The organism is Thioclava sp. DLFJ4-1 (assembly GCF_002020145.1).
GTDB lineage: Bacteria > Pseudomonadota > Alphaproteobacteria > Rhodobacterales > Rhodobacteraceae > Thioclava > Thioclava sediminum.
The window spans coordinates 385,035-396,512 of record NZ_MPZT01000002.1 but is presented as its reverse complement, the minus strand read 5'-3'; the positions used below and the strand labels follow the sequence as shown (position 1 = coordinate 396,512).

Sequence of the window (11,478 nt, the reverse complement as noted above, 5' to 3'; positions counted from 1 at the left end):
TGTGCCGTGGGAGCGAGAACAGGAGTTTCGAATGAAAGTCATGAACAGGCAGACCCTCGTCGCGGCAATCCTCGCGGGCAGCGCGATCACCCTCGCAATGCCGGTGGTGGCGCAGAACCAGACCGGCAACCAGGCGCAGGGACAGCAAGTCATGCCCGGGAATGGGCCGGGCAACGGACCGGGCAACGGTGCTGGCAATGGCCCCGCCAATGGTATGGGGCAGAACATGAAGCCCGGCGCGATGCGCGATCAAGACGGGCGCGGCTTCGGCTTCGACATCAGTCGCTTCGACACCAATGGCGACGGTCAGGTGACGATGGAGGAAATCCAGGCCAAGCGAGCTGCTGACGCTGAGGCGCTCGACGCCAATGGCGATGGGATGATTTCTCAGGAGGAGCTCGTCAATTCCGAGATGGCCAAGGTGAAAGCCCGCATCGAAGCCCGCGTGAAAGCGCGCTTCGCCGCGCAGGACAGCAATGGCGATGGCGAGCTGTCGGCCGCCGAACTGATGGCGCATCCGATGCCGACGCGCATGTTCGACCGGATGGACCGCAACAATGACGGGGCGATCAGTGCCGACGAGATGCAGATGGCCAAACGGTTCATGCAGCGGATGAGCGACCGCCGCGACCATGGCCGGATGGGCAGGGGCGATTACCACGGCCATGACCGCATGGGCAAAGGGGATCGCCATGGCCATGACCGTATGGGGTGGAACGGCGACCGCGACGGCTACGGGCGGATGATGCAAGGCGACGGCCCGATGGGTCAGGGTCCGATGGGGCAAGGCCCGAACGGCCAAGGCCCGCAGGGCACGCCGCCGATGCAGCCGGGCGCCGGGGCTGGCCAAGGTCAAGGTCCGGGCAATGGACCCGCGGATGGCTCGGGCCGCTCCACGAACTGAGTTTCGAGCAGTGAAAAAAGCCGGGGCGCGGAAAAGCGCCCCGGCTGCATGTCAAATTGCATGCGCAGGGAAAGCAGGCTAGGCCTTTGACGGAATGACGATGGCACTGGATGCGATGAACGAGGCTTCGGACGAGGCTCTGCTGGAGCTTTACGCGCAGGGCGACCCGGCGGCGGCGCGGGCGTTGACGCTGCGCTTCGGGCCCTTGGCCTACCGGCTCGCCTATCGCTATCTGCGCGATGCGGCCGAGGCCGAGGACGTCGCGCAAGAAGGGCTCTTGCGGCTCTGGAAGATCGCGCCGGAGTGGCGCGCCGGCGAGGCGAAGGTCTCGACTTGGCTTTACCGGGTGGTGGCCAACCTCGCGACGGACCGGCTGCGCAAGCGCCGCGGCGTGGGGTTGGACGAGGCGCCAGAGGTGGCCGATGACCGCGCGAGCGCGCTGGACGAGTTGATCGCGCGCGACCGTTTGGCAGCGCTGGAAGCGGCGCTGGAGCAATTGCCGGAACGGCAGCGGATCGCGGTGACACTGCGACATATCGACGGTTTGTCCAATCCCGAGATCGCTGCCGCGATGGAAACTGGCGTCGAGGCCGTAGAAAGTCTGACAGCGCGTGGAAAACGCGCTTTGAGCAAGCTGCTTCGGGGGCAGCGAGAGAAATTGGGGTTTGGCGATGACTGACAAACGCATGGATCGCGAGACGGACGCGTTCGACGACGCGGCGCTGGAGCAGCTGTTCAGCGAGGCGCGCGCGGCGGGCGGGCCCGAGGCCGAGGCGGGGTTCCTCGCCCGGGTTCTGGCCGATGCGGAAGCGGAGCAAGCTGGCTTCGCGCGTCCCGGCCCCGCTGGAGCGTCCGACAAGCCTGACGTCTTGGCCGGTATCTGGGACGCGCTTCGCGGCGCGTTCGGCGGCTGGGCTCCGATGGGCGGTCTGGTCACGGCCGCTCTGGCCGGGGTCTGGATCGGCTTCGTGGGGGCCGACGAGATCGGCGCGCTCAGCCCGTTTTACGCCAGCAGCACGACCGAAAGCCTCGGCACGGTTAACCTGCTACCCGAGGGCGACACCTTCGCCTTCGCCGATGAAGGAGGGTTCTGATGGCGGCTGCCGAGACGCGAAATGGCCGGGGATTGCGCTGGGCGCTGATAGGGTCGGCGGTGCTGAACCTGCTTTTGCTGGGGTTCTTCATCGGCGGCTGGCTGGCGCATGAGCGGCATCCGCCGCGCCCGGTCGTGGGCGATGTCAGCCTCGGCGCTTTTACCGGGGCGCTGAGCCCGGAAGATCGTGATGCGCTGCGCAAGGCGGCGCAGGCGCGCGGCTCGGAGTTCCGCGATATGCGGCGGCAGGCGCGTAGCGACATGACGGCGCTGATCGCTGCGATCGACGCGGAGCCCTGGGATCGTGCGCAGGTGGCCGAGCTGCTAGAGCGACATAAGGCGCGGACGGTGCAGCGGGTCGATATCGGCGAGCAACTGATCCTCGACCGGCTCGACGCGATGAGCGCCGAGGCGCGGCATAGCTTTGCCGAGCGTCTGCGCGAGGGCGCGGCGCGGTTCGACAAGCGCAAGAAGGACCGCGAGGACGCGCCAAAGCCCAAGCCCTGAGGTCAGGCGGACGGGCGCCCCTAAGGGGGCATCACCATTCGCCGTTTGGAAAATCGCCAACCCTCAGTCTCATCACCTGCCCACGCGCGGCGTGACCCTTCTATTTCGGGTCAGGCCGCGTTTGTGTGTTGGGCGAGGGACACTTGGTTTCGACCGCTTCCCTTGGCGCAGAGAAGCGCCGCATCCGCCTCGTCGATAAGATGCTGAGGATCGTCATGGCGCGTGCCGCCGAAGGCGAGGCCAATCGAAATGGTGACCTGCGTCATTTGTCCGTCGGGCAGCGTGATCTTGCTCTGCGCGATTTCGTGCCGGAGCCGTTCCGAGATCCGGCAACCCTCGACCAGAGAACTGTCGGGCAGCGCCACGAGAAACTCCTCGCCGCCGATGCGGCCGATGAGATCGACGTCGCGCAGGCTTTGGCGCAGATGGCGGGCGATACTCGCCAGCACTTCGTCACCCGCGCCGTGGCCATAGGTGTCGTTCACTGATTTGAACCGATCGAGGTCGAGCAGCATCACCGCATAGCCGTGGCCCGTGCGGCGCGCGCGGTCGGACATGCGCGACAGATGCGCGTTCACGTAGCGACGATTGTGCAGCCCGGTCAGCGGATCGACCAGCGCAAGACGCAGACCTTCATCGACCGAGAGACGCAGTTGATCGGACAGGCGCTTGCGGCGGAGCTGCGCGCCGATCCGGAGTGCGGCTTCCTTTGCTGCGAGCGGTGTCGACATCTCGGCGGGCAGCAGGTCATCCGCACCCAGATCGAGCGCGCTGGCTTGCGTTTCGCGTGCATCAGGCTGGCTAGCGATCAGGATCGCCGCATGGCGCGTTTCGGGATGCGAGCGCAATTCCGACATCAGCCGTAGCCCATCGCCGCGCTGCGCGAGGTCTGCGCCGATCACGAACAGATCGGGGGCGCGACGCGTGGCGTCGTCGCCGCAGGGCTGATCGTAACTGGTCAGCAGGATCCGATTGGTCGTCAGCAGGGGCGCGAGCGCGGATTTCCAGCGCAGCCCCTCGGACGGGGTGGGCGCGATCAGAGCGATCCGCGCGAGAGGGACGAAGTCGCTCGCCGCCTCTGCGAAGCCGAGTTCCCGGCAGGTCTGCTCGCGCAGCGCCGAATCCTCGTCGCCGGCATGGGCGCGTATCAGGCTGCGCAAACGGGCGAGCAGCACGAGTTCGTCGAAGGGTTTGGCCAGCACCTCATTCGCCCCGGCCTGCAGCAGCGTCACGCGCTGCGCGGGCGTATCGCGCCCCGTCATCGCGATGATCGGGATGCGCCGGGTCCGCGGGTTCGCCCGCAACCGGGCAATGAGGCCCTCTCCGGTCATGTCGGGCAAGGTGACGTCGAGCAGGATCAGGCCGGGCCGTTGCGCCGCGGCGAGGGCGAGCGCCTCCGCCGCGCTTGCAGCTTGCAGCGTGTTGTAGCGCGCGCCGGTCAGCTTCGCCTTAAGCACAATGCGATTGGTCGCCACATCATCCACGATGAGGATCGATCCCGGCATATAACGCTACTCCTTCAACCTCCGGCGCGGTGCGGCTTGCATCGGGCGGTTCCCGACTGCGCCAGCTTCTCATCGCGCCTTTTCTTGACCTTAGCGGTCGATAGGTTAACAAAGCGTTTCCCCTCGGCAGAGAAGGACCCGTCATGCGGCAAGAAAACGCTCATACGCTCGCGTTGCAGACCCTCGGCTGGCTTGCCGGTCGCGAAGATCTGATCGGCGCGTTCCTCGCCAATTCCGGGGCGAGCGTGGACGATTTGCGGGCGCAGGCGAGCGATCCGGACTTCCTCGCAGGGGTTCTCGACCATGTTCTGCAGGACGATCAGGTGGTGCTGGATTGCGCGCAGGACCTTGGTGTGCAGCCCGAGGCGCTGATGCAGGCGCGCGCGGTTCTCGGGCGCGGCGATCTGCGCCACTGGACCTGACGCGCAGCTTTAGGCAATCTGCCCGCAAAGGGAGGCAGATCGCAGATGGCAGGCGGCAAGATACGGGCGGTGCTGTTCGACAAGGACGGTACGCTTTTCGACTTCGACGCGACATGGGGCGCGTGGGCGAAGCTGCAGATCGAGGCGTTGGCGAAGGATGCCGAGCAGGCCGGTAGGCTTGCCGCGGCGATCGGATTCGACCTCGATCGGATAGAATTCGAACCGCACTCGCCGGTGATCGCGGGCACGGTTCGGGAGGCGGCGGAACTGCTGTTGCCGCATCTTCCGGGACGGTCGCTCGACGATCTGGTGCTCGAACTCGAGCAGGCGGCGCATGACGTGCCACTGGTGGAGCCGGTGCCGCTTGCAGCGCTTCTGTCCGATCTGCGCGGACGCGGATTGCAGCTGGGCATTTGCACGAACGATGCCGAGTCCTCTGCGCGGGCGCATGCCGCGCAGGCGGGCATCACCGATCTTTTCGACCGGATTATCGGCTATGACAGCGGGCATGGGGCGAAACCCACGGCGCGCCCGCTTCTGGCCTTCGCGGATTCGCTGGGGCTGGACCCGGCCGAGGTCGTGATGGTCGGCGACAGCCAGCATGACCTGCACGCGGCGCGCGCGGCGGGGATGATTGCGATCGGCGTGCTGAGCGGACCGGCGGAGCGGGCCGATCTGGCCCCGCTCGCCGATGCGGTGCTCGATCATATCGGGGGGCTTCCCGACTGGCTCGCACAGCGCGCGGGCTAGCAAGGCGCGTCAGACGCGCGGGAGCCTCGCGCAAGACAGGAGAGGGACGCATGCAACTACGTTTGCAACATATTCTGCTCGGGCTGCTGGCGGGCATGTTCTTCTGGGCGCTCGATAACCAGTTGCAGCAACGGCTTCCGATTGACGCGCACGGACAGTTCGGCGTGTCGGTTCTGGGCACGGTGTTCTTCGCGACCGCGCTTGCGATGCTGGGTGAGATCGGCTGGCGCAAGGCATTCGGCGCGGCGGCGCTGATTGCGGTTCCGGTTGCGCTGCTCGGATGGTGGGCGTCGCTTGGCTATGCTGCGAGCGAGTCGCTGGCGGGATATATGCCTTACGAGCTGCTCGCGCTCTCGGTTCTGGCGATGCTGCCGATGCCCTTCGCGATGGCCGTGGCGCAGGGCGGCGGGCGCGCCTGGAACGACTATCCGGCGCTGTTCCTGCATGCCTGGAATATCGTGGTGCGCTATGCCGCCGCGTGTATTTTCCTCGGGATGGTCTGGCTCGTGCTGTACCTCTCGGCACGCCTGCTCGAGAGTGTGGACCTCGATTTCCTGCGCCAGCTTCTGCGGGAGAAGCTGTTCGCCTTTACGGTCTCGGGCGGCATTCTCGGGCTCGGACTGGCAGTGGTGACCGAGTTGGAGGAGATGATCTCTCCGACCCTGATCCTGCGGCTTCTGAGGCTGTTGCTGCCGCCCGTTCTGCTGGTGGCGGTGATCTTTGTGGCTGGGTTCATTGCGCGCCGCGGGGAGGTCTCGCTGATCGGGTTCTCGCAGATCGAGACACTGCTTGCGATGGCTGCGGCGGCGGTGACGCTGATCTCGATCAGTATTGAGCGCGACGATGAAAGTGCCGTCCGTGCGCGGGTCTTGCGCCTGTCGGCTCAAGGCTTGGCGCTGGTGCTGCCCGTGCTGGTCGGGGCGGCGGCCTGGACCGGATGGCAAAGCGTCACCGCGCAAGGCTGGACCCCGGGACGCGTGGCGCAGGCGGTGCTGATCGTGCTTCTGGTGGGCTATGCGCTGGGATATGCCGGGTCGGTGCTGCTGGGGCGCGGCTGGATGGCGCGGCTGCGGCGGATCAATATCGCCATGGCGGGAGTCCTACTGCTTGCCGCGCTGGCATGGCTGACGCCGGTGCTGGATGCGAACGGGGTGGCTGCGCGCTCGCAACTGGCGCTGTATCGCGAGGGGCGCATCACGGCGGGCGCTTTGCCGCTCTACGCTTTGAAGAACCACTGGGGGCTTGCCGGGCAGGCGGCGTTCGCGGAGCTGGAGGCGCAAGCCGGTGATGATCGCGCGCTCGCAACGGCCTTGGCCCGTTTGAGTCCGTCTGCGGATGGGGCGGAAGGTGCCAGCGCCGCGCGCGCCCAACTGCGCCGGGATCTCGTGCTGCCGCCCGGTGCGAAAGCGCCCGAGGATGCGCTGCTCGATGCGATCCGCGCGCGCGCGCCCGAGGTTGCGGCGGGGCTTTGCGCCTCGGCCGAGGGGGCAGCGGCGAATTGCGCCTTGATCGAGGCCGATTTCCTGTCGGATGTGCCCGGTGACGAGGCGATGGTGCTGCTGCATCTGCCCGACCGCGATGCGATCTATGTGCTGCGGCAGTCGAAAGGCGCGTGGGATTCGATCGGTTGGGGGAGCGTCGTCGATGCGCAGGGCGAGCCGCGCTTCCGCGTCGATCTGGCCCCTGTCATCGCCGCGATCAAACGTGGTGAGATGCAGCTGGCCCCGAGCGGGATCATGGCGCTTGAGGCCGGTGGGCTGCGTCTTTTGCCGCTGTCGCGCTGAGCCGGGCGAATTTGGAGCTTTGTTAACTTCTGACCGCTAGCGTGGCGGTCAGGAGGGCACATGCTCGGCTTGATCAACCGCTCTATCGAGACGTTTCTGACCGACACCCACGGGGCGGCGCTCTGCGCGTGCGTGCGGCGGCGCGCGGATTTGCCGGGCGAGAGCTATGAGCCCCTGCTGCAATATGACGATGCGCAGACCTTGCGGCTGATCGATGCCGCCTGCGACGAGTTGGGGCGGGCGCGATCCGAGTTTTTGGAAGACCTTGGGGCGCATCTGTGCAGCCGCGAAGCGGTGCGCCGCCTGTTGCGTTACGGCGGCTGCGACTATCGCGGTTTTCTGAACTCGCTCAACGAGTTGAACGATCGCGCGCGCATGGCGCTGCCCGATCTCAAACTGCCAGATCTGCATCTGGTCGCAACCCAGCCGGGGCAGTTCCGTCTGCGTGTCGCCGCGGATCTGCCGGGCTGGGGGGCGGTGCTGGCCGGGATCCTGCGCGCGATGGCGGATGACTATGGCAGCCTCGCGCTGATCGAGGTGCCGCCGCGTGTCGCCGGGCGCGATCTGCGCGACCCCGACCCGATGGGGGAAACCGTGACGATTCAGCTGCTCGACGCCACCCATGCCGAGGCGCGCCAGTTCGCCCTCGCGCGCATGATTGGTGAGGTCTGATGAGCGTGCCGGGCGAGAACGCTGTCACGAGACTGGCCGCGCAGCCACCCGCCGATCGGGGCGCGCACGCCTATTGGCTGGCGCTGTTGACCGGGCTTTTGCCGATGTTTCTCTGGCTCGACGATCAGGCCTGCATCCTCGGGGTCGGGCGCACGTTGCGCAAGGTTCTGGGGGTGCCGGAAGCCCAGATCGTCGGCGCGCCGTTCTCGCGGTTTTTCTCGGTCGCGCGGCGCGGCGGGGCGGTACGGATGTGCCCGAAAGAACTGCGCTCAAGTTGCGGGGCTGTTGATTGCGATCGCCAGATCGGGCGCTGCGGGCGCTCCCTCGGGGCCATGACGGCGGAGGAGATGCTGCATGTCATCCTTCGCATGCGCCCACAGGTAAGCCTGCGCGGCGCACTGGTGAGCCATACGGGTCCGCCAGTTCCGGGGCGCGCGCCGACGCGGGCGGGGGGCGATATGCTCCTTAATTTCAGCTTCGGTATTCACCTGCGTGAACTCGTGGCGGAATTCGACCTGACCGAACATGATTTCTCCGCCGCCGATCTCGCGATGGAAATGCTGTATCTGCAGGAAGCGAAATCGCTCGTGCTGGAAGAGTTGCGGGCCCTGACCGGGCGGCTCGAACAGGCGCGCAAAGCGGCGGAGGATCAGGCTCTGAGCGACCCGTTGACGAAACTCGCCAACCGCCGGGCCATGGCGCAGGCGCTTGCGCGGGCCGTCGACCACGCGACGAACGGGCTGGCGAATTTCGCATTGCTGCAGGTCGACCTCGATCACTTCAAGACGATCAATGACACGCAAGGCCATGCGGCGGGGGATTTCGTGCTGCAACTGGTGGCCCGCAACCTGTGCGAAAGCGTGCGCGGAGGTGATCTGGTCGCGCGCATGGGTGGCGACGAGTTCCTCGTTCTCTTGCGCGGTAATCCGAGCCGCGCGGAGATTGGTGCGCTCGCGGCACGCATCATCGAACAGCTCGAAGCGCCGAAATGGTATCGGGGGCAGGAATGTCTGGTCTCCGGATCGCTCGGCGCTGTGTCGTCGCGCGACTACAAGAGCCTCGAGATCGAGGCGCTGCACAACGATGTCGACAGGGCGACCTATGCCGCGAAGACTGCAGGGCGCGGATGCCTTCGTTTCGGGTCCGGGCCTGTCGAAAACGTCGAGGATGGGCCGGCGACGTCACCCGGCGCTCCGCCTTAGCCGCACAAACGCTCTTTTCCTGACCGGTCGCCTTCGGGTAAGGGCAGCGCATGAGACAAGGTTTCCCCTATGCCCGCGCCGGACAGCGCATCGGTCTTCTGGGCGGGTCGTTCGATCCGGCGCATGAAGGTCACGTCCTGATCACGCGCGAGGCGCTGCGCCGCTTCAATCTTGATCGGGTTTGGTGGATCGTGAGCCCCGGCAACCCGCTCAAGGCGCATGGGCCCGCGCCGCTCGATCAGCGGATCGCGAGTGCGCGGGCGAGCCTTGGGGGCGATCCGCGCGTCGTGGTGACCGACCTCGAAGCGCGGCTCGGCACGCGTTACACGGCCGACACGATAACGCGGCTGCGTGCGCTCTACCTCGGCGTGGATTTCGCGTGGCTGATGGGGGCCGATAACCTCGTGCAATTCGACCGCTGGGATCATTGGCGCACGATCATGGAGAGCGTGCCGGTCGGTGTGCTGGCGCGTCCGGGCTGGCGGATGCCGGGGCGCTGGGCGCGCGCGGCGCGCATTTATGCGGGGGCCGAATTGCCCGCGGTCGCCTCGCAGCGCCTCCTAGACGGACCGGCGCCGCGCTGGTGCTTCGTCAACATTCCGATGTCGTCTCTTTCCTCCACGGAAATTCGCGAGAAAGGCGGCTGGCGGGCGTCGACACCCGCTTGAAGACGGTGCGGGGCGCGCTACGCTCGGATTGACGCCGAGGGAGGAATCGCCATGCCGCTATCGATATCGCGCCGCTTCGCATTGCTGGGTGGCGCCGCGCTTTTCGCCACTCCGAAAACGGGCTTCGGCCAGACGGTCGCGGCAGCAGAATTGGTCCGGATGGCCGGGCTCAGCGGCGATGTGGGCTATGTCGTCGCGGACCTGAAGAGCGGCCAGATCCTCGAACAGCGCAATGCAGGCCAAGCGATGCCGCCTGCCTCCGCACTCAAGTCGATCACCTCGCTCTATGCGATGGAGCAACTGGGCGGCGATTTCCGTTTTGGCACGCAGTTGATCGCGACCGGCCCGATCTCTGGCGGGCGCATTCAGGGTGATCTGATCCTCGCGGGCGGGGGCGATCCGACGCTGACGACCGACGATCTGAACGCGATGGCGAAGCAGCTGGCGGCGAAGGGCGTGCAGGGCGTCACGGGGCGTTTTCTGACTTGGGCCGGGGCGCTGCCCTACAAGAACGAGATTGCAAACGATCAGCCGATTTTCGCGGGCTATAACCCGTCGATCTCGGGACTGATGCTGAACTTCAATCGCGTGCATTTCCAGTGGCGCCGCTCCGGTGGGGGCTGGGCGCTGAGCATGGATGCGCGCGGGCGCGACGTGCAGCCGCAGGCCTATACCGCGAAGGCGTCGATTGCGAAACGCTCCTCGCCCACTTTTACCTATTCCGACCGCGGCGGGGTCGAGCATTGGACGGTCGCCTCGGCGGCCTTGGGACGTGGTGGGAGCCGGTGGTTGCCGGTGCGCCATCCGGCGGCCTATGCGGGCGACGTGTTTCAGACATTGGCCCGCGCGCAGGGCACACCGCTGCCCGCGCCGGAAGAGGTCCGCAACCTGCCCGGCGGTACGGTTCTGGTGAGCCATGGCAGCGATCCGCTGGTGCCGGTGCTGCGCGCGATGATGAAATATTCGACCAATATCACCGCCGAGGCGGTGGGCATGACGGTCAGCAAGCGGCTGGGCGCGGGGAACTCGCTGAAGCAGTCGGGGCAGACGATGACCCAGTGGCTGCAGCAACGCACGGGCGCGCGCTCGGCCCGGTTTACCGACCATTCCGGGCTGCGGGCCGATGCCGAGCTTTCGCCGCAGGACATGGTGGCAGCGCTGCGCAATCTTGGTGCGCCGATGGGGCTGCGCAGTTTGATGAAGCCATTCAAGCTGCGCGATGCGACGGGCAAGAACATGCCAGCCCAGCCATTCCGCGTCGATGCCAAGACAGGGACGCTGAATTTCGTCTCGACTTTGGCGGGCTATATGACCGCGCCGGATGGCACCGAACTGGTCTTCGCGATCTTCACAGCCGATCTAAACCGACGTCGTCGTGCGGGCTCGGCGCCGCGCCCGCCGGGGCAGGTCCAATGGGTGCGGGCGTCGAAAATCCTGCAGAGCCAGCTGTTGGAGCGTTGGGCCGGGATTTACGGCTGAGGGGTCGCTCCGCCCGGACGGCGGGGCGGTCGTCAGGTTTTCTCGCTGGGGCTCTATCGTCCGATCAGAGCGTGACGTGGCGCACTTTTGCGCCCCATTCGATGGCGACGGCGTGCAGCCGGTCGATCGCCAACTCACCGCGAATTTCTTCGAGAAGCCGTAGTTCGGTTTGACGGATCGTGCCATCTGCGGCGGCCACATCGCAGGCCAGCGCATACGCGGTTTCGAAAATATGTTCGGGCAGCGCGTCGCGGATCAGGCCGAACAGCGCCTCGAGTCCGTCTTCCTCTTCGAACAGCGTGAAGACCGAGCGGGAGACCCGCGAGACGCGGTCGAAATCGTAGCCCGCGAAGATCGGCATGTGGTTCACTATCCGCTCGATTGCGACGAGTTCGGAGGTCGGCACGTCCTCATCGGCGGCGGAAATCGCGACCATCACGGCGACGAGCGCGTCTTGGGGCGAAAGCGAGGCGAGAACGTCGGGCACGTGGG

13 protein-coding genes are annotated in these 11,478 nt (G+C 66.5%); 11 read left to right on the top strand and 2 right to left on the bottom strand.

All coding sequences use genetic code 11. From position 1 onward, the window contains the following. Positions 1-31: 31 nt before the first annotated feature. From BMI85_RS06985 to BMI85_RS06970, 4 genes are all read left to right on the top strand, one after another. The gene (locus BMI85_RS06985; RefSeq protein WP_078600433.1) at positions 32-904 is read left to right on the top strand and encodes an EF-hand domain-containing protein; all 873 of its coding nucleotides are present in this window, start codon (positions 32-34) and stop codon (positions 902-904) included. Between the two features lie 94 nt (positions 905-998). Then, positions 999-1,583, top strand: a complete 585-nt coding sequence (locus BMI85_RS06980; RefSeq protein ID WP_078569883.1) for an RNA polymerase sigma factor — start codon at positions 999-1,001, stop codon at positions 1,581-1,583. Beyond that, a complete protein-coding gene (locus tag BMI85_RS06975) occupies positions 1,576-1,998 on the top strand; it encodes a hypothetical protein (RefSeq protein ID WP_078569884.1) in 423 nt (140 codons plus the stop codon). Before BMI85_RS06980 ends, BMI85_RS06975 begins: the two co-directional genes overlap by 8 nt. Continuing rightward, positions 1,998-2,504, top strand: coding sequence for a periplasmic heavy metal sensor (locus BMI85_RS06970; protein WP_078548755.1), 507 nt, complete (start codon positions 1,998-2,000; stop codon positions 2,502-2,504). Before BMI85_RS06975 ends, BMI85_RS06970 begins: the two co-directional genes overlap by 1 nt. 110 nt (positions 2,505-2,614) lie before the next feature. Here the strand turns inward: BMI85_RS06970 and BMI85_RS06965 are convergent, their stop codons facing one another. Then, a complete protein-coding gene (locus BMI85_RS06965) occupies positions 2,615-4,009 on the bottom strand; it encodes a diguanylate cyclase (RefSeq protein WP_078600431.1) in 1,395 nt (464 codons plus the stop codon). 143 nt (positions 4,010-4,152) lie between these two features. Between BMI85_RS06965 and BMI85_RS06960 the strand changes: the two genes are divergently transcribed. From BMI85_RS06960 to dacB, 7 genes are read left to right on the top strand one after another with little or no spacing between them, the layout of a single operon-like run. Further along, the gene (locus BMI85_RS06960) at positions 4,153-4,431 is read left to right on the top strand and encodes a DUF3572 domain-containing protein (RefSeq protein WP_078542139.1); all 279 of its coding nucleotides are present in this window, start codon (positions 4,153-4,155) and stop codon (positions 4,429-4,431) included. Positions 4,432-4,476: 45 nt separating this feature from the next. Continuing rightward, entirely contained in the window at positions 4,477-5,181 is a 705-nt protein-coding gene (locus tag BMI85_RS06955; protein WP_078600429.1) for an HAD family hydrolase, read from the top strand. Positions 5,182-5,231: 50 nt separating this feature from the next. Beyond that, positions 5,232-6,965: a DUF4153 domain-containing protein gene (locus BMI85_RS06950; RefSeq protein WP_078600427.1), complete on the top strand. Its 1,734-nt coding sequence runs from the start codon at positions 5,232-5,234 to the stop codon at positions 6,963-6,965. A gap of 60 nt (positions 6,966-7,025) precedes the next feature. Beyond that, positions 7,026-7,637, top strand: coding sequence for a heme NO-binding domain-containing protein (locus tag BMI85_RS06945; RefSeq protein ID WP_078600425.1), 612 nt, complete (start codon positions 7,026-7,028; stop codon positions 7,635-7,637). Beyond that, complete coding sequence (locus BMI85_RS06940; protein WP_078600423.1) at positions 7,637-8,839, top strand: GGDEF domain-containing protein; 1,203 nt, start codon at positions 7,637-7,639, stop codon at positions 8,837-8,839. Before BMI85_RS06945 ends, BMI85_RS06940 begins: the two co-directional genes overlap by 1 nt. 50 nt (positions 8,840-8,889) lie before the next feature. Continuing rightward, entirely contained in the window at positions 8,890-9,507 is a 618-nt protein-coding gene (locus BMI85_RS06935) for a nicotinate-nucleotide adenylyltransferase (protein WP_078600421.1), read from the top strand. Positions 9,508-9,558: 51 nt separating this feature from the next. Next, entirely contained in the window at positions 9,559-10,986 is a 1,428-nt protein-coding gene (dacB, locus tag BMI85_RS06930) for a D-alanyl-D-alanine carboxypeptidase/D-alanyl-D-alanine-endopeptidase (RefSeq protein ID WP_078600419.1), read from the top strand. Between the two features lie 64 nt (positions 10,987-11,050). Here dacB and BMI85_RS06925 read toward each other — a convergent pair whose 3' ends face one another. Further along, positions 11,051-11,473: a tellurite resistance TerB family protein gene (locus BMI85_RS06925; protein WP_078522614.1), complete on the bottom strand. Its 423-nt coding sequence runs from the start codon at positions 11,471-11,473 to the stop codon at positions 11,051-11,053. Positions 11,474-11,478: the final 5 nt, after the last annotated feature.

What these genes read in the sequence shown, in the direction of transcription:
- BMI85_RS06985 (WP_078600433.1), top strand. Translation starts at nt 32, where the DNA reads ATGAAAGTCATGAACAGGCAGACCCTCGTCGCGGCAATCCTCGCGGGC.
- BMI85_RS06980 (WP_078569883.1), top strand. Translation starts at nt 999, where the DNA reads ATGACGATGGCACTGGATGCGATGAACGAGGCTTCGGACGAGGCTCTG.
- BMI85_RS06975 (WP_078569884.1), top strand. Translation starts at nt 1,576, where the DNA reads ATGACTGACAAACGCATGGATCGCGAGACGGACGCGTTCGACGACGCG.
- BMI85_RS06970 (WP_078548755.1), top strand. Translation starts at nt 1,998, where the DNA reads ATGGCGGCTGCCGAGACGCGAAATGGCCGGGGATTGCGCTGGGCGCTG.
- BMI85_RS06965 (WP_078600431.1), bottom strand. Translation starts at nt 4,009, where the DNA reads ATGCCGGGATCGATCCTCATCGTGGATGATGTGGCGACCAATCGCATT.
- BMI85_RS06960 (WP_078542139.1), top strand. Translation starts at nt 4,153, where the DNA reads ATGCGGCAAGAAAACGCTCATACGCTCGCGTTGCAGACCCTCGGCTGG.
- BMI85_RS06955 (WP_078600429.1), top strand. Translation starts at nt 4,477, where the DNA reads ATGGCAGGCGGCAAGATACGGGCGGTGCTGTTCGACAAGGACGGTACG.
- BMI85_RS06950 (WP_078600427.1), top strand. Translation starts at nt 5,232, where the DNA reads ATGCAACTACGTTTGCAACATATTCTGCTCGGGCTGCTGGCGGGCATG.
- BMI85_RS06945 (WP_078600425.1), top strand. Translation starts at nt 7,026, where the DNA reads ATGCTCGGCTTGATCAACCGCTCTATCGAGACGTTTCTGACCGACACC.
- BMI85_RS06940 (WP_078600423.1), top strand. Translation starts at nt 7,637, where the DNA reads ATGAGCGTGCCGGGCGAGAACGCTGTCACGAGACTGGCCGCGCAGCCA.
- BMI85_RS06935 (WP_078600421.1), top strand. Translation starts at nt 8,890, where the DNA reads ATGAGACAAGGTTTCCCCTATGCCCGCGCCGGACAGCGCATCGGTCTT.
- dacB (WP_078600419.1), top strand. Translation starts at nt 9,559, where the DNA reads ATGCCGCTATCGATATCGCGCCGCTTCGCATTGCTGGGTGGCGCCGCG.